This window comes from Flavobacterium galactosi (assembly GCF_048158585.1).
Taxonomy (GTDB): domain Bacteria; phylum Bacteroidota; class Bacteroidia; order Flavobacteriales; family Flavobacteriaceae; genus Flavobacterium; species Flavobacterium galactosi.
In genome coordinates, this window is the sequence record NZ_JBLNKV010000002.1 from 543,979 (window position 1) to 558,304 (window position 14,326).

18 protein-coding genes are annotated in these 14,326 nt (G+C 35.1%); 3 read left to right on the top strand and 15 right to left on the bottom strand.

The features are described 5' to 3' along the window. Nucleotides 1-2 precede the first annotated feature (2 nt). Nucleotides 3-1,286 carry an MFS transporter gene (locus tag ACM55M_RS06375; RefSeq protein ID WP_416856740.1) on the bottom strand — a complete coding sequence of 428 codons (1,284 nt, stop codon included), beginning with the start codon at nt 1,284-1,286 and terminating at the stop codon, nt 3-5. 104 nt (nt 1,287-1,390) lie between these two features. Here ACM55M_RS06375 and bshC point away from each other — a divergent pair, with 104 nt between their 5' ends. Next, nucleotides 1,391-2,980, top strand: coding sequence for a bacillithiol biosynthesis cysteine-adding enzyme BshC (gene bshC, locus ACM55M_RS06380; protein WP_416856741.1), 1,590 nt, complete (start codon nt 1,391-1,393; stop codon nt 2,978-2,980). A gap of 87 nt (nt 2,981-3,067) precedes the next feature. Beyond that, complete coding sequence (locus tag ACM55M_RS06385) at nt 3,068-3,487, top strand: nucleoside-diphosphate kinase (RefSeq protein ID WP_039109514.1); 420 nt, start codon at nt 3,068-3,070, stop codon at nt 3,485-3,487. Between the two features lie 129 nt (nt 3,488-3,616). Here ACM55M_RS06385 and ACM55M_RS06390 read toward each other — a convergent pair whose 3' ends face one another. After that, nucleotides 3,617-3,913: a DciA family protein gene (locus tag ACM55M_RS06390; RefSeq protein ID WP_035673647.1), complete on the bottom strand. Its 297-nt coding sequence runs from the start codon at nt 3,911-3,913 to the stop codon at nt 3,617-3,619. Continuing rightward, a complete protein-coding gene (locus ACM55M_RS06395) occupies nt 3,894-4,337 on the bottom strand; it encodes a lipocalin family protein (RefSeq protein WP_416856742.1) in 444 nt (147 codons plus the stop codon). Before ACM55M_RS06395 ends, ACM55M_RS06390 begins: the two co-directional genes overlap by 20 nt. 240 nt (nt 4,338-4,577) lie before the next feature. Between ACM55M_RS06395 and ACM55M_RS06400 the strand changes: the two genes are divergently transcribed. Next, a complete protein-coding gene (locus ACM55M_RS06400) occupies nt 4,578-5,654 on the top strand; it encodes a serine hydrolase domain-containing protein (RefSeq protein WP_416856743.1) in 1,077 nt (358 codons plus the stop codon). Between the two features lie 188 nt (nt 5,655-5,842). On the opposite strand, the gene ftsY is transcribed toward ACM55M_RS06400, so the two are convergent. The 12 genes from ftsY to ACM55M_RS06460 all read right to left on the bottom strand — a co-directional run bounded on the left by ftsY (nt 5,843) and on the right by ACM55M_RS06460 (nt 14,120). Continuing rightward, nucleotides 5,843-6,796 (bottom strand): signal recognition particle-docking protein FtsY, encoded by a 954-nt coding sequence (gene ftsY / locus ACM55M_RS06405; RefSeq protein WP_416856744.1) that lies wholly within the window; start codon nt 6,794-6,796, stop codon nt 5,843-5,845. Nucleotides 6,797-6,923: 127 nt separating this feature from the next. Continuing rightward, nucleotides 6,924-7,076, bottom strand: a complete 153-nt coding sequence (locus tag ACM55M_RS06410; protein WP_143386768.1) for a DUF4295 domain-containing protein — start codon at nt 7,074-7,076, stop codon at nt 6,924-6,926. A 9-nt stretch (nt 7,077-7,085) separates the two neighbouring features. Continuing rightward, on the bottom strand, nt 7,086-7,268 hold the full coding sequence (gene rpmG, locus ACM55M_RS06415; RefSeq protein WP_017495179.1) for a 50S ribosomal protein L33: 183 nt from the start codon (nt 7,266-7,268) through the stop codon (nt 7,086-7,088). Between the two features lie 27 nt (nt 7,269-7,295). Then, a complete protein-coding gene (gene rpmB, locus ACM55M_RS06420; RefSeq protein ID WP_024980263.1) occupies nt 7,296-7,532 on the bottom strand; it encodes a 50S ribosomal protein L28 in 237 nt (78 codons plus the stop codon). 75 nt (nt 7,533-7,607) lie between these two features. Continuing rightward, nucleotides 7,608-8,858 (bottom strand): CinA family nicotinamide mononucleotide deamidase-related protein, encoded by a 1,251-nt coding sequence (locus ACM55M_RS06425; RefSeq protein ID WP_416856745.1) that lies wholly within the window; start codon nt 8,856-8,858, stop codon nt 7,608-7,610. A 167-nt stretch (nt 8,859-9,025) separates the two neighbouring features. Further along, entirely contained in the window at nt 9,026-9,370 is a 345-nt protein-coding gene (locus ACM55M_RS06430; RefSeq protein ID WP_416843636.1) for an Hpt domain-containing protein, read from the bottom strand. Next, complete coding sequence (locus ACM55M_RS06435; RefSeq protein ID WP_416856746.1) at nt 9,370-9,981, bottom strand: fumarylacetoacetate hydrolase family protein; 612 nt, start codon at nt 9,979-9,981, stop codon at nt 9,370-9,372. Before ACM55M_RS06435 ends, ACM55M_RS06430 begins: the two co-directional genes overlap by 1 nt. 68 nt (nt 9,982-10,049) lie before the next feature. Beyond that, entirely contained in the window at nt 10,050-10,820 is a 771-nt protein-coding gene (locus tag ACM55M_RS06440; protein ID WP_416856747.1) for an exonuclease domain-containing protein, read from the bottom strand. A 134-nt stretch (nt 10,821-10,954) separates the two neighbouring features. After that, nucleotides 10,955-12,268: a dihydrolipoamide acetyltransferase family protein gene (locus tag ACM55M_RS06445; RefSeq protein ID WP_416856748.1), complete on the bottom strand. Its 1,314-nt coding sequence runs from the start codon at nt 12,266-12,268 to the stop codon at nt 10,955-10,957. Nucleotides 12,269-12,352: 84 nt separating this feature from the next. Beyond that, nucleotides 12,353-13,528 (bottom strand): glycosyltransferase family 2 protein, encoded by a 1,176-nt coding sequence (locus ACM55M_RS06450; protein ID WP_416856749.1) that lies wholly within the window; start codon nt 13,526-13,528, stop codon nt 12,353-12,355. Nucleotides 13,529-13,572: 44 nt separating this feature from the next. Next, on the bottom strand, nt 13,573-13,881 hold the full coding sequence (locus tag ACM55M_RS06455) for a type II toxin-antitoxin system RelE/ParE family toxin (protein WP_416856750.1): 309 nt from the start codon (nt 13,879-13,881) through the stop codon (nt 13,573-13,575). Next, the gene (locus ACM55M_RS06460) at nt 13,881-14,120 is read right to left on the bottom strand and encodes a hypothetical protein (protein ID WP_416856751.1); all 240 of its coding nucleotides are present in this window, start codon (nt 14,118-14,120) and stop codon (nt 13,881-13,883) included. Before ACM55M_RS06460 ends, ACM55M_RS06455 begins: the two co-directional genes overlap by 1 nt. Between the last annotated feature and the right edge of the window lie 206 nt (nt 14,121-14,326).

Genomic DNA, 14,326 nt, shown 5'->3' on the forward strand with positions numbered 1-14,326 from the left:
CATCAAAACTTATGCTCTTCTTTGCTAATCATCAACAACGAAAATAAAGAAATACAGGCGGCGGTACTCAAATAAAAACCAACATAGGTCAAACTATACTGCGTCGCCAACCAAATCGCAATCATAGGAGCAAAAGCTGCTCCGAGGATTCCTGCCAAATTAAATGCCAAAGAGGTACCCGAATAACGGACGGTAGTAGGAAACAATTCCGACAAGAAAGTACCCAAAGGGCCATAGGTAAATCCCATCAAAGCCATTCCCATACATAAAAAAAGAGTCACCAGAACGGTACTTCCTGAGTTTAAGAAAAAAGAAAATGCAAAACCAAAAACAGCAATAGCTGTCGTGGCATAAATCAGCATCTTCCTGCGTCCAATACGATCTGCAATTAGGGCTGATACAGGAATAAAAAGAGCAAAAAACAATACCGAAAACAACTGCATTAACAGAAAATCTCTTTTGGAATACCCTAAATCAGAAGTTGCCCAGCTGAGCGTGAAAACCGTCATGAGATAAAATACCAAGAAAGTAGTAATAGCGGCAAATGTGCCAAAAATCAATTGGTTTTTATAAAATTTCAATAAAGTGAAAAATGGAATTTTCACTTCTTCTTGTTCTTTTTTAGAATTTTCAAAGGCGGGAGTTTCGGTGATTTTTAATCGAATATAAAAACCGACAACAACCAATAGAGAACTCGCTACAAACGGAATCCTCCAGCCATAATCCAGAAAAGCTTCGGCGCTCATCGTATCAGTCAAAATCAAGAAAGTCCCTCCCGAAAGCAATAAGCCTATTGGTGCTCCTAATTGGGGAAACATACCATACCAAGCACGTTTATTTGGCGGAGCATTTTCGATGGCCAATAATACGGCCCCACCCCATTCTCCTCCTAAACCAACTCCTTGACCAAATCGGCACAACATTAACAATAAAGGGGCAGCAATTCCAATGCTGGCATAACTCGGCAAGAAACCAATACTCACCGTTGAAATACCCATGGTCAACAACGCAATTACTAAGGTAGCCTTGCGACCTATTTTATCTCCATAATGACCAAAAACTGCCGAACCGAGAGGTCGGGAAAGAAAGGCTATCGAGAACGTCGCCAAGGATAGTAAAACCGAGTTCGTACTGTCAGTAGAAGGAAAAAATAATTGAGGAAAAACCAATACGGCTGCATTTGCATAAATATAAAAATCGAAAAACTCTATAGTTGTACCAATTAAACTGCCAAAAAGGACATGTTTTAATGAATTTTTTTTATTAGGATTTGAATTATCTTTCATAGGAATGTTAAAAATATTCGATAAAATTGATACTATTTTTCGAAAGTAACAAATATTATAGTTCCAATTATTAGTGGTAATTTAGCAACATATAAAAATTTATTATGCCAACCGACTGTATCAGCTATCAGAATTCCGGATATTTCTCTCCTTTGATGAATGATTATTTAGACCAAAATCCAAACTTACAATCCTTATACAACAGATTTCCAACGCTTGAGAACTTTGAAGGGCAAATTCTGGAGAAGCAAGAAAATTTTAATGATACTTCACGAAAAACGTTAGTTTCCGTTTTACAAAAGCAATATTTAAATGTTGAAACTTCGGCTTTGACCCAACAAAATATTGATACTTTAAGCAATACAAATACATTTACTGTTACTACGGGACATCAATTGAATTTATTCAGTGGTCCTCTATATTTTTTGTATAAAATTATTTCGACTATTAATTTGACAACCGAATTAAAAACAAAATACCCATCGTATAATTTTGTCCCCATTTATTGGATGGCTACCGAAGACCATGATTTTGAAGAAATCAATTATTTCAGTTTTAAAGGAAAAAAATTCCACTGGAATAAAGAAAGTACCGGTCCCGTTGGACGATTGTCCACTGAGGGTTTGGATGAATTTCTTGAAATATTTGCATTGGAAATTGGTTCCAGTTTGAATGCAAGCACCATAAAAAAATTATTTGAGGACTCTTACATCAAACATGACAATCTAGCGGATGCCACAAGACATTTAGCGAATGTACTTTTTGGAACGTATGGCTTAGTCATTCTGGATGCGGATGATTCAGATTTAAAACGCAACTTTATTCCTTTTATAAAAGAAGAATTACTGCACCAATCTGCTCATCCATTAGTACTTGAAACGGCCGAAAAACTAAAAGAGTATACCGTTCAAGTAAATCCTCGTGAAATCAATTTGTTTTATATTGAAGATAATTTACGCGAACGCATCGTTTTTGAAAACAATACATACAAAGTAAACCATACTAAAATTGAATTTTCGGAGACTGAAATTCTAGCACTTTTAGAAAACCATCCTGAAAAATTTAGTCCTAATGTGATTATGCGTCCGTTGTATCAGGAAGTTATTTTACCCAATTTATGTTACATTGGAGGAGGTGGAGAAATTGCGTATTGGTTGGAATTGAAATCCTTTTTTGCTTCCGCAAAAGTGACTTTCCCAATGCTTTTACTACGAAATTCGGTACTATTGGCAACCGAAAAACAAGCCAAAAAAGCAGACAAACTAGATTTAACTTGGACCGATTTGTTTTCAAAACAAACCCATTTAATAAACAATAAAACCAAACAATTATCGGAATTTCCAATCGATTTGACCAATCTGAAAGAGCAATTGCAAAAACAATTTGAAGTGCTTTATGAAGTAGCATACAAAACGGATAAATCTTTCATTGGAGCGGTAAAAGCGCAGGAAGCAAAACAAACTAGAGGATTAGAAAATCTGGAGAAACGATTACTAAAAGCGCAAAAAAGAAATTTAAGCGCTATTTTACAACGAATTATTGACTTGCAAAACGAATTATTTCCCAACCAAAGTTTACAGGAACGTCAAGCTAATTTTGCGGAATTCTATTTGGAAAACGGAGAGCATTTAATTCCTGCATTGATCAAACAATTAAAACCGTTGCAATCTAATTTTGAAATAATTGTACTTTAATTAAAATCAGCATTATTTCAATATCTTATTTATAAAAACATTCAATAAAAAAATACTATTTTTGCACAAAATTTAAAAAACACAAAAATGGCTACGAATAGAACTTTTACAATGATTAAACCTGATGCTGTTGCTAACGGACACATCGGAAACATACTTGCTATGATTACTACTGCAGGTTTCAAAATTGTTTCTTTGAAATTAACACAATTAACTGTAGCTGATGCTCAAGCATTTTATGAAGTTCACGCTGCAAGACCATTTTATGGTGAATTAGTGGAATTCATGTCAAGAGGACCAATTGTTGCTGCTATTTTAGAAAAAGACAACGCTGTTGAAGATTTCAGAACTTTAATTGGTGCAACAAATCCTGCTGAAGCTGCCGAAGGAACTATCCGTAAAGCATACGCTACTTCTATTGGAGAAAATGCAGTTCACGGTTCTGATAGCGATGAAAATGCAGCTATCGAAGGTGCTTTCCATTTTGCCGGAAGAGAGCAGTTTTAATTTATGATTGAAGATTTCAGATTTTTGAATTAAGATTTAAAAATCGTATAAATCAAAATCCCGTTTCAATTGAAACGGGATTTTTTTTATTTACAATCACAGATATCTGAAATAAACAATCTAAAATCATCATCTCAGAACAACATCTTTAACCACATCACGACGCAATTCCTCATTAATCATGGCTACAATTTTTGATCTTCCGTGACTTAATTCCTCTCTTAATACGGATGAAGTTAACTCCACATACAGCGTACTTCCTTTCAAAACCACATTATTCGTATAACTGTTCACACCGTTCCCCATCAGGTTTTTCCAGGCGTCTTTAACGTCAATTTGATCCATTCCGGGTTGCAGTTTATTCACTTGGATAATTTGTTTCAAAACATCCCCAATCGTACTTTGATTATTTAACCTTTTTGCCATCACCCAGTAAATTTATTGGTCCCGTTTTCTTGTAATGATATTCTTTTTTTTCTACATTCAGCAACACTAATTCATCATCGGTCAAAGTGATTAATTCTTCACTCCATTTTGTAAAAGGAGTCGAATAATCAATATAAGCTTTATCGTCTTTGAATCGCACCGTCACGTTTTCATAAGTATCATTCACTAAAAAAGTCCCGTCTAATTGCGGTATTACCTTCTTCCGAATTCCTTTATTATTTTTATCTATTTCAAAGTAATCATAGCTTTCATTGATAGTATAATCCTTATCTTTTACAGTATCAAAAGTAACCTTCTCAATTTCCCAATACCCATTTAATTTCTCAACATCGGCTGGCTTTATCTTTTGCTGACACGCCACAAAAAAGAGTACTATAAAAAGAATTGTGAATGTATTTTTCATATTTAATTTATTTTTTGGAGCTATTTCCTGCTGTCCGTTATATCTTTTTCTTGAGCTTCTTCCTTCGTCAGAAGCTCAAAAAAAAGGATGTCACTTCCATCAGGGCTATGCATTCGAATAAAAAAGAAACTTTATTCTAAGGACAAAGTTAAACTTAATAAACTCAAACAAAAACAAAAAATTCAAAACACATTAAACTATTTTCTATATTTTTGGTCTTACCCTACAAATAGCCAGAACATGTCTAAAACAATCTACAACCTGCTTTTCGCATTTTTGTGCATGAGTTGCAGTTCAGGATCTGCCGACCCAAATCCTATGCCTACACCAACAGAAACAATCTATTTTCCTCCGTTAACAGGTACAACTTGGGAAACAAAATCAATTGCAAGTTTGGGTTGGAAACAAACCGCTGTTCAGCCACTTTTGGATTATTTAGAACTGAAACACTCCAAAGGTTTCATCATTCTGATCAATGGCCGAATCGTAATGGAAAATTATTTCAATGGACATTCAGCAACGACCAATTGGTATTGGGCAAGCGCGGGAAAAACATTGACAGCAACACTTACGGGAATAGCGCAACAGGAAGGTTTTTTGAACATCAATACTAAAGTTTCACAATACATTGGAACAGGCTGGACAAGCGAAACATTAGCGAAAGAAAATATAATTACCTGCAAAAACTTACTCACCATGACTTCCGGCATCGAGGACATTGCTAATGGTGATGATGTTTCTCCTGCAGGTCTGCAATACAAAGCCGATGCAGGAACGCGATGGGCCTATCATAATGTGTATGTAAAATTACAAGATGTTATTGCGCAGGCTTCCGGTCAAACTTGGAACACTTATTTCAACACCAAATTAAGGGACAAAATAGGAATGGATGGCGCTTGGTTTCAATCTGGTAATAATTCAGTTTATGGAAGTACAACCAGAAGCATGGCGCGTTTTGGATTGCTGATGTGCAACAAAGGAAAATGGGATAACACCGTAATTTTGAATGAAAACTACTTTACCGAAGCAACAACGACTTCTCAAAATATTAATTTAGGATATGGCTATTTATGGTGGCTAAATGGAAAAAGCAGTTACCATTTACCACAATCCCAACTTACAATTCCCGGAAGTATTATACCGTCTGCTCCAAACGATATGTTTATGGCATTAGGAAAAAATGATCAGAAAATCTATGTCATTCCAAGCAAGAAAATGGTAGTAATCAGAATGGGTGACGCTGCTGATAATGCGAATCTGACCTTGTCCGATTTTGACGATGTTTTATGGCAAAAAATCAATGCTTTTTATCAGTAATTTATTTCGTTTTCAATCGTTTCATAAAACCTAAAATAAAGAAAACCAAGCCAATTACCAACAAAAAATAATAGAAACCAATACTTTTATCTCGGATAAGATTTGCCACTATGAAGGAAATAATACTTACAAAGTAAAAATAAATGGGGTTAGTGTTTTTGATAGAAGAAAAATTCATTGCCTAAATATTATTTAAAAAAACTGTCTACAAATTCGTATTTATTAAAAACCTGAAGATCTTCGATTCCTTCTCCAACACCTATGTATTTTACAGGAATTTGAAATTGATCTGAGATTCCTATAACAACCCCACCTTTGGCAGTTCCATCCAGTTTGGTAACCGCTAAACAAGTAACCTCTGTAGCAGCGGTAAATTGTTTGGCTTGCTCAAAAGCATTTTGTCCGGTAGAACCATCCAAAACTAACAGTACGTCGTGTGGCGCATCGCCAACAACTTTTTTCATCACTCGTTTTACTTTGGTCAATTCGTTCATTAAATTAACTTTATTGTGCAAACGTCCTGCCGTGTCAATAATTACAATATCCGCATCTTGTGCCACTGCTGATTGCAAAGTATCAAAAGCTACCGAAGCCGGATCACTTCCCATATTTTGTCTTACAATGGGAACACCCACTCTATCCGCCCAAATTTGCAATTGATCTATGGCTGCTGCACGAAAAGTATCTGCTGCACCTAAAACTACTTTATAGCCCGCTTTTTTAAATTGATACGCTAATTTACCAATAGTCGTAGTTTTCCCAACTCCATTTACTCCAACCACCATTAAAACGTAGGGTTTAGTCTGTATTGGAATTACAAATTCGGTTGCTTCACCGGAGTTGGTTTCCGATAATAAAGCAGCGATTTCTTCCCGCAGAATTTCATTAAGTTCCTCTATGCCCAGATATTTATCTGAGGCAACGCGGTTTTCGATTCGGGTGATTATTTTCAATGTAGTATTCACACCAACATCTGAAGCAACAAGGATTTCTTCTAAATCATCTAAAACTTCATCATCAACTTTTGACTTTCCGGCAACCGCTTTAGTTAATTTCGAAAAGAAATTTGTTTTTGACTTTTCAAGACCTTTGTCTAATGTTTCTTTTTTCTCTGAAGAAAATATTCTTTTAAAAAAACTCATTGTATTTGGGGTATAAAAAATGATGTATCAATCCTAAAAATCCATACGTTTTTCTAATCGGTAAATATAGAAAATAAAAAAGCTACTTCCGAATGAAAGTAGCTTTTCTATATAATATGCTTATGAATTATTTCTTTTTCAAGAATTCATCAACTGCTTCCGGAGTCATAATAGATTCTACGAATGTATATGCCCCTGTTACTGGAGATTTCACCATTTTGATGGCTTTTGATAATCTCTTAGAAGATGTCTGTAACGATGCTACTGTTTTCTTTGCCATGACTAATTATTATTTAATTTCTTTATGAACTGTTACACGTTTCAAGATTGGATTAAATTTTTTAATCTCTAATCTGTCCGGAGTATTTTTTTTGTTCTTTGTTGTGATGTATCTTGAAGTCCCTGCAACACCTGATGTTTTGTGTTCAGTACATTCTAAAATTACCTGGATTCTATTACCTTTCTTTGCCATCTTGCTATTTTTTTATTTTGGAAGGGATTATTTAATAAATCCTTCTGACTGCGCTTTTTTCAAAACTGCAGCAATTCCATTTTTATTAATTGTTTTTATCGTAGATGCAGCTACTCTTAGAGTAATCCATCTATCTTCTTCTGGAAGATAAAAACGCTTTTTAACTAAGTTCACAGAAAATTTTCTCTTAGTTTTGTTCATAGCGTGAGAAACGTTATTTCCTACCATCGCTCTTTTACCTGTAAGGTCACAAACTCTTGACATTATACTTATCTTTTATCGTTATTCAAAATCAGGGTGCAAAGAAAAGAAAAATAAACCTATTACGCAAAGAAAATATTACACATTTTTCAAAATTTCTTTCTGCAACAGCTCTAAACTTTTAATTACGGCTCTATCTATCACTTTTTCACGGGGTTGACCAAAATTAAATTCTTCAACAATTACTTCGCTTGGTGTAGCCAATGCGATAAAAACGGACCCAATTTCTGCATCTGAGTCTCCTTTTGACGGCCCTGCGTTTCCGGTTGTAGCAATTGCATAATCTGTTTTCATCATCTTTTGTATACTCAAAGCCATAGCCGAAACTACTTCTCTACTCACAACAGAATATTCCTTTATGAGGTTTTCAGGTATACCTAAAACATCAATTTTAACGGCTGTCGCATAAGAAACCACACTTCCTTTAAAATATTTGGAAGAACCCGAAACCGAAGTCAAAGCCTCAGCGATTTTTCCTCCCGTGCAACTTTCGGCAGTTGAAATGGTTTTATTTTGTTTTGCCAATATTTTCCCTACTACAACTTCCAGGGTTTCATCATCATCAAAACCAACAATGATATCATGGATTATTGCATCCAGCGATTTTACGTTTTCTTCAATGGCCACTTCTAATTTTTCCTTATCGATACCTCGTGCCGAAAGACGCAAACGCACTCTTCCCGGGGCAGGCAAATAAGCCAATTTTATAAATTCAGGAAGGTTGTTTTCCCATTCTTCAATGCGTTCCGCAACCATACTTTCGCCTTGACCGTAAGTAAGAATTGTTTGATGCAGAATGTACGGACGCTTGTATTCCAGGACTACTTTTGGTATAATCTCATGCTCTACTAAATATTTCATTTCGAAAGGAACTCCGGGAAGCGAAATAAACACCGTATTTTCTTTTTTCATCCACATTCCTGGCGCCGTACCAACCTCATTGTGAAGCACGGTACATTTTGACGGAACCAGTGCCTGATCTTTATTGATTTGGGTAATGGTCCGTTTGTAAAAACCTTCTATAAGATGGGTAACATGAGCCAGAACTTTCTGATCGACAATTAATTCATCTTCAAAATAATCACAAAATGTTTTCTTGGTAACATCATCTTTTGTCGGACCTAAACCGCCGGTAACAATAACCAAATCCACGGTGTTTTGAAGTTTCGCAAACGTATCTAAAATGTGCTTTTTATCGTCGCTTATCGAAATCATTTCATTGATTTCAACACCTATTTTGTCCAACGATTTTGCAATAAAACCAGAATTTGTATCAACAATTTGGCCTATTAAAATTTCGTCACCAATTGTAACTATGGTTGCTTTCATTTTTTTAGTGCTATTTTTTTGTGAGATTATAATCCAAAAAAAGGAAAGTATAAATTAATACATTCCTTTTTTTTTGCGTGAGGGATAAAAGTGAAAATCCTCCCGTTTTTTTCGGGAGATTGGAACGGATAGCCCGACCCGCTTTTTCAGCGGGTCACGCCCAAATTTTACAAATTAAAGTCTTTTTTAATTTCTTTGATCGCATCGTTGACTTGATTCTTAACGCTCTTGAACGTTTCTTTGATGTCTTTCTTTTTGCCTTCCGCTTTGGTCCAGGCTTCAACTTGAAGAATTTCTTCGAAAGCCACGTTTAAGCCCATTAAATCCAGCGTTGGTTTTATCTTGTGCGCATAAGCATAAGCATGCTTATGGTCTTTCTTTTTTATTCCTTCTTTGATTTGCAATAAATCGTCTGGAACTTCAGTAACGAACAAAGTCAAAATTTCAGTCACAAATTCTGGATCGTTGTCTGAAAGCGCGTACACTTTTGAAAGGTTGTAATTTATAGCCATTATTTTACTTGTATTCTAAATAGTTGTTGTCCTTCTAAAAACCCTTCTAAAACGTCATCTGGCTTTACAGCAGCGACTCCTTCAGGTGTTCCCGTAAAAATGATATCCCCGATCTTTAACGTAAAAAACTGAGAAACATAAGAAATTAGTTCATCAATTTTCCACAACATAAGACCAGAATTACCTATTTGCACTGTTTTATTGTTGTTGGTTAATTCAAAAGTAATATTTTCTAATGAACTAAATTGATTTTTTGGTAAAAATTCCCCTATAACCGCAGAACCATCAAATGCTTTGGCTTTTTCCCAAGGCAACCCTTTCGCTTTTAATTTACTTTGCAAATCACGTGCGGTAAAATCAATTCCCACACTAATTTCGTCATAATATTTATGGGAAAACTTAGGTTCGATGTATTTACCAACCTTATTTATTTTGACAATAATTTCAATTTCGTGATGAATATCTTCCGAAAACTCAGGGATTACAAACGGATGTTGTTTCAATAAAACAGCTGAATCCGGCTTCATAAAAACCACCGGTTCTGTGGGTCTTTCGTTGTGCAATTCGGCTATGTGGTTGGCATAATTTCTACCAATGCAGATTATTTTCATAACTTGGGTTTTGGATTTTGAGTTCTGGTTTTTGGAACACTTTGTACCCAATACCTATAACCTAATACCTATTTCGTGTTCAGTTTTCGAAGTTTGATTGCTGTTAAAACTTTCTTGGTATACAACGGAAAATCAGCATTTTGCATCCAACTGAAATAACCGGGTTCTGTTTCTAAAACTTTATTCACTTTTACTCCTTTGTGTTTTCCAAAAGCAAAAATCTCTTCGTCATCTTTATCAAAAGCAATCATTCCGGCAAAATCAGCAATTCTCTTTCGAGTAGTAAATTCCGACAATAATTTCATGTCGTTTTCTAATTCAGGATAACGGTCCAGTTGCGCTTTTAAAATTTCGTAAGTCGCCATAGTATCCGCTTCGGCAGAATGCGCATTTTCGAGCGTTTTTCCACAATAAAACTTGTGTGCAGCGCCTAATGTACGCTCTTCCATTTTATGAAAAACGGTTTGCACATCTACTGAAACTCTACCTTTCATATCAAAATCTACTCCAGCTCTCAACATTTCTTCAGCAAGTAATGGAATATCAAAACGATCTGAATTAAACCCAGCCAAATCGCTGTCTTTAATCATATTGTAAACCTGTGTTGCTAATTCATTAAAAGTAGGTTCATTGGCTACTTTTTCATCAGTGATTCCATGAACAGCCGTTGTTTGAGGCGGAATAGGAATCGTTGGATTCACTAACCACGTTTTGCTTTCTTTATTTCCGTTTGGAAAAACTTTAAATATTGATATTTCTACAATTCTATCTTTTCCGATATCAATTCCTGTGGTTTCAAGATCGAAAAAGCAAATTGGTTTATTGAGTTTAAGTTCCATTTTTAAATTTTGTATGAGTACAAATATAGAAATTTGGGTTTAAACTTTAAACTTTAAAGTTCCATAAAATATCAAAAAAAGAAAACCCGATTGATTTTAAAAATCAATCGGGTTTATATTGCAATTATATACTTTTAAAAATCTCTGTCGATATCGAAGGCTTCTAAATATTCCGCTACTCGTTTCACAAAACTACCACCTAATGCACCATCTACAACTCTATGGTCATAACTGTGCGACAAGAACATTTTCTGGCGAATACCAATGAAATCTCCTTCCGGAGTTTCGATTACCGCCGGCATCTTACGGATTGCTCCAAGGGCTAAAATCCCCACTTGCGGCTGATTGATAATTGGCGTGCCAAAAACACTTCCAAAAGTCCCCACATTTGTAACGGTGTAGGTTCCCCCTTGTGTATCATCTGGTTTTAATTTTCCTGCTTTTGCTCGGCCTCCTAAATCGTTGACCGCTTTTGCCATTCCAACTAAATTTAATTGGTCTGCATTTTTAATTACTGGAACAATCAAATTTCCGTTTGGCAATGAAGCCGCCATTCCAAGGTTAATATTTTTCTTCTTGATGATAAAATCACCATCTACAGAAATATTCATTCCAGGGAAATCTTTCAGTGCTTTTGCAACTGCTTCCATGAAAATAGGAGTGTAAGTTAACTTCTCTCCTTCTCTTTTTTCGAAAGCAATTTTATTTTTTTCTCTCCATTTTACAATATTCGTCACATCCACTTCAATAAAGGATTGCACGTGAGCAGATGTTTGTACCGAAGCGACCATGTAACCCGCAATGAGCTTGCGCATTCTGTCCATTTCTATAATTTCATCACCACCACTTAAAGATACCGGAGCAGCTTTGTGAGGAACTGGAGCTGTTGTTGAGTTTTGAACCGCTGCAACAGGAGTCGAAACTACAGGTTGGCTTGTTCTATTTTTTACGTACTCTAAAATATCATTTTTAGTAACTCTACCCTCTTTTCCGGTTCCTGAAATCGATTCTAACTCTACAACAGAAACGCCTTCTTCTTTAGCTATATTTTTAACTAAAGGTGACAAGAATTTTTCGGATCCCGAATAGTCGGGAGAGAAATCTGCTGGAGCCATAACAGCTTCTTTAGCTGCATCAACTGTTTTTTCAATTGCTGCAACGGCAACCGGAGCTGCAATTTCTTGCGCTGTTTCTGTAATAGCTGCGCTGTCCGTTTCAATAATAGCGATGGTTTGCCCTACTTGAACCAAATCATCTTTACCGAACAATTGTTCCACTAAAACACCCGAAACTTCACTTGGCACTTCGCTATCGACTTTATCAGTAGCGATTTCAAGTACCGCTTCATCGGCTTCAATTTTGTCTCCAACTTGTTTCAACCAATTTGTAATGGTTGCTTCTGCAACGCTTTCTCCCATTTTTGGGAGCTTTAATTCAAATCTTGCCATATTGTTAACCTAGAAGGTGATTTTGATTTTCAGTTTGCGAAATTACTAAATATTTTAAATATAAATTACATTTAATGTAATTTTTCACTCTATTTTTATAACCTTACCTCTTTCGTTACTATTATTACTTCCAATTAAAAAATTAGCATTTTTTGGTATAATCTTAAAGGTAAATCCTTTATTTCTTGAAGATTCGAGAATTGCGATACTTTTTTTGAACGAAACAAATTCGTTATCCAAAATAATTTCGGTTCCATCTCCACTTCTTAGCGAAGACGAAATTACCATTTTTTCTGTTTTTAAATCGTGAAATGACACTTTTTTTTGCAAAACTAAACGGAGTTTATCCGCTAATTTTTGGTTAGCCGAATATAGTATATATGATTTCGGAGACATTTTTATTGTAGATTTCCCTTGAAACATTTTAACAAAAGAAAAAAAGACAATTCCTGCTTTCATAAAAAGAGAGAATATTATGGATATGCGAAAATGCTTTTTATAAAAGAAATGCATCGCCTCCTGAAAGCGTTTCATATAAGTTTCATCCTTAATGGTACTTTCCCCTTTATAATGTATAACCGTGGTTTGATGGAAATAATAATTGGATTTTCCTTTTTGTAATAGCCGATAAGACAAATCGATATCATCTGAATACATGAAACAATCTTCATCAAATCCGCCTACTTCAAGATACAAATCCCTTTTCATGAACATAAAAGCACCAACAAGAATGTCTACTTTTCCCGTTTCGTTTTCGTTTAAATGCTGTGCGTAGTATTTCCCGAATGTTCTTGTCCCGAAACTTCGGGAGGGAAACAATTTGTACAAACTGGTAATTTTGGTAAAAGCGACCCAAGGTGTTGGAACGCCGCGTTTGCTTTCGGGCAGAAAATTTCCGGTGCCATCGATGAGTTTGCAGCCTACGATTCCAAAATCAGCTATTTTTTTGGCAAAAGCCAATACTTTGCTAAACGTATCTTCAGCGACGACTGTATCCGGATTGAGAATGCAAATGTATTCACCTTGAGCTTGTGCAACTCCCATATTATTGCCTTTTGGAAAACCAAGATTTTCTTTGTTTTGAATGAGTTTTACGTTTGGAAAACGATTTTTCATCATTTCACAACTGTCATCTTGGGAATTATTATCGATTACAATGATTTCGCCGTCAATGGTTTCTAATGCATTTTGAACGCTTAAAATACATTGTTCGAGAAAATAGCGTACGTTGTAATTGAGGATGATAACGGATAGTTGCATCGGGCAAATATAATTATAAACTTGCCAATTATAAAATTAGAAAATTATCTTAATAATTTCTTGAGAAGACTTGGATTTTGTTTGTTGTTCCAAAATAACACCAAATCAATTTGTTTTTTATCCTTTAAAACGGTGTAATATAATGTTGTTTGTTTTGAAATAACTAAAGAATAAATTTTACGTTTTGGACTATACTTTCCAATGGTCGGATTTTGGATCAAAGCATCAATAAAACTGTAAACTAATAGTGTAAATTTCTCCACTTCATTTGTATTCCATTTTCTTAAAATAAAATCAATTTCATCTAAAAAAGTTAATTCCGCTAAAGTTAACCAATGAATATAATACTTCATTAAGTGAGATTATATTTCATTTTAACTTCAGCCATTATTTGAGAATGAGGCTTGCCAAGTCCTTGCGCGCTTTGTTTTAATCCAATTTCAATTAGTTGCTTTACATGTTCAGGAAGTCCATCCCAAAAGTCATCCTGATTTCCGATTTCTAAATCCGATTTTGATTGATACAAAACAGCTTCCTCCTCTACCGATTCAACTTTTTCGTTTCTTTTATATTTTTTTGAATTAGAATCCATTACACTTATTTTGAATATCAAATATACACTTTTTTTGAGAATATTAAAAACACAAAAACATGTTTCTCCTTAGCCCCGATAGAGCCGATATCCTTTGAGAGGAACGAACAAAGATTGCAACGAAAAGCGGGAAGGATGTCTCCAAATAAAACCAAATCATTCGCTCCTAAAAATTAGCCTAATTTTTTAGTTTTAACATTACTTGA

Coding starts and splice junctions, on each gene's coding strand:
- ACM55M_RS06390 (WP_035673647.1), bottom strand. CDS start 3,913: ATGGCAAAAAGGTTAAATAATCAAAGTACGATTGGGGATGTTTTGAAA.
- ACM55M_RS06385 (WP_039109514.1), top strand. CDS start 3,068: ATGGCTACGAATAGAACTTTTACAATGATTAAACCTGATGCTGTTGCT.
- ACM55M_RS06450 (WP_416856749.1), bottom strand. CDS start 13,528: ATGCAACTATCCGTTATCATCCTCAATTACAACGTACGCTATTTTCTC.
- ACM55M_RS06410 (WP_143386768.1), bottom strand. CDS start 7,076: ATGGCAAAGAAAACAGTAGCATCGTTACAGACATCTTCTAAGAGATTA.
- ACM55M_RS06455 (WP_416856750.1), bottom strand. CDS start 13,881: ATGAAGTATTATATTCATTGGTTAACTTTAGCGGAATTAACTTTTTTA.
- ACM55M_RS06460 (WP_416856751.1), bottom strand. CDS start 14,120: ATGGATTCTAATTCAAAAAAATATAAAAGAAACGAAAAAGTTGAATCG.
- rpmG (WP_017495179.1), bottom strand. CDS start 7,268: ATGGCAAAGAAAGGTAATAGAATCCAGGTAATTTTAGAATGTACTGAA.
- ACM55M_RS06400 (WP_416856743.1), top strand. CDS start 4,578: ATGTCTAAAACAATCTACAACCTGCTTTTCGCATTTTTGTGCATGAGT.
- rpmB (WP_024980263.1), bottom strand. CDS start 7,532: ATGTCAAGAGTTTGTGACCTTACAGGTAAAAGAGCGATGGTAGGAAAT.
- ACM55M_RS06435 (WP_416856746.1), bottom strand. CDS start 9,981: ATGAAAATAATCTGCATTGGTAGAAATTATGCCAACCACATAGCCGAA.
- ACM55M_RS06425 (WP_416856745.1), bottom strand. CDS start 8,858: ATGAAAGCAACCATAGTTACAATTGGTGACGAAATTTTAATAGGCCAA.
- ACM55M_RS06395 (WP_416856742.1), bottom strand. CDS start 4,337: ATGAAAAATACATTCACAATTCTTTTTATAGTACTCTTTTTTGTGGCG.
- ACM55M_RS06440 (WP_416856747.1), bottom strand. CDS start 10,820: ATGGAACTTAAACTCAATAAACCAATTTGCTTTTTCGATCTTGAAACC.
- ACM55M_RS06445 (WP_416856748.1), bottom strand. CDS start 12,268: ATGGCAAGATTTGAATTAAAGCTCCCAAAAATGGGAGAAAGCGTTGCA.
- ACM55M_RS06375 (WP_416856740.1), bottom strand. CDS start 1,286: ATGAAAGATAATTCAAATCCTAATAAAAAAAATTCATTAAAACATGTC.
- ftsY (WP_416856744.1), bottom strand. CDS start 6,796: ATGAGTTTTTTTAAAAGAATATTTTCTTCAGAGAAAAAAGAAACATTA.
- bshC (WP_416856741.1), top strand. CDS start 1,391: ATGCCAACCGACTGTATCAGCTATCAGAATTCCGGATATTTCTCTCCT.
- ACM55M_RS06430 (WP_416843636.1), bottom strand. CDS start 9,370: ATGGCTATAAATTACAACCTTTCAAAAGTGTACGCGCTTTCAGACAAC.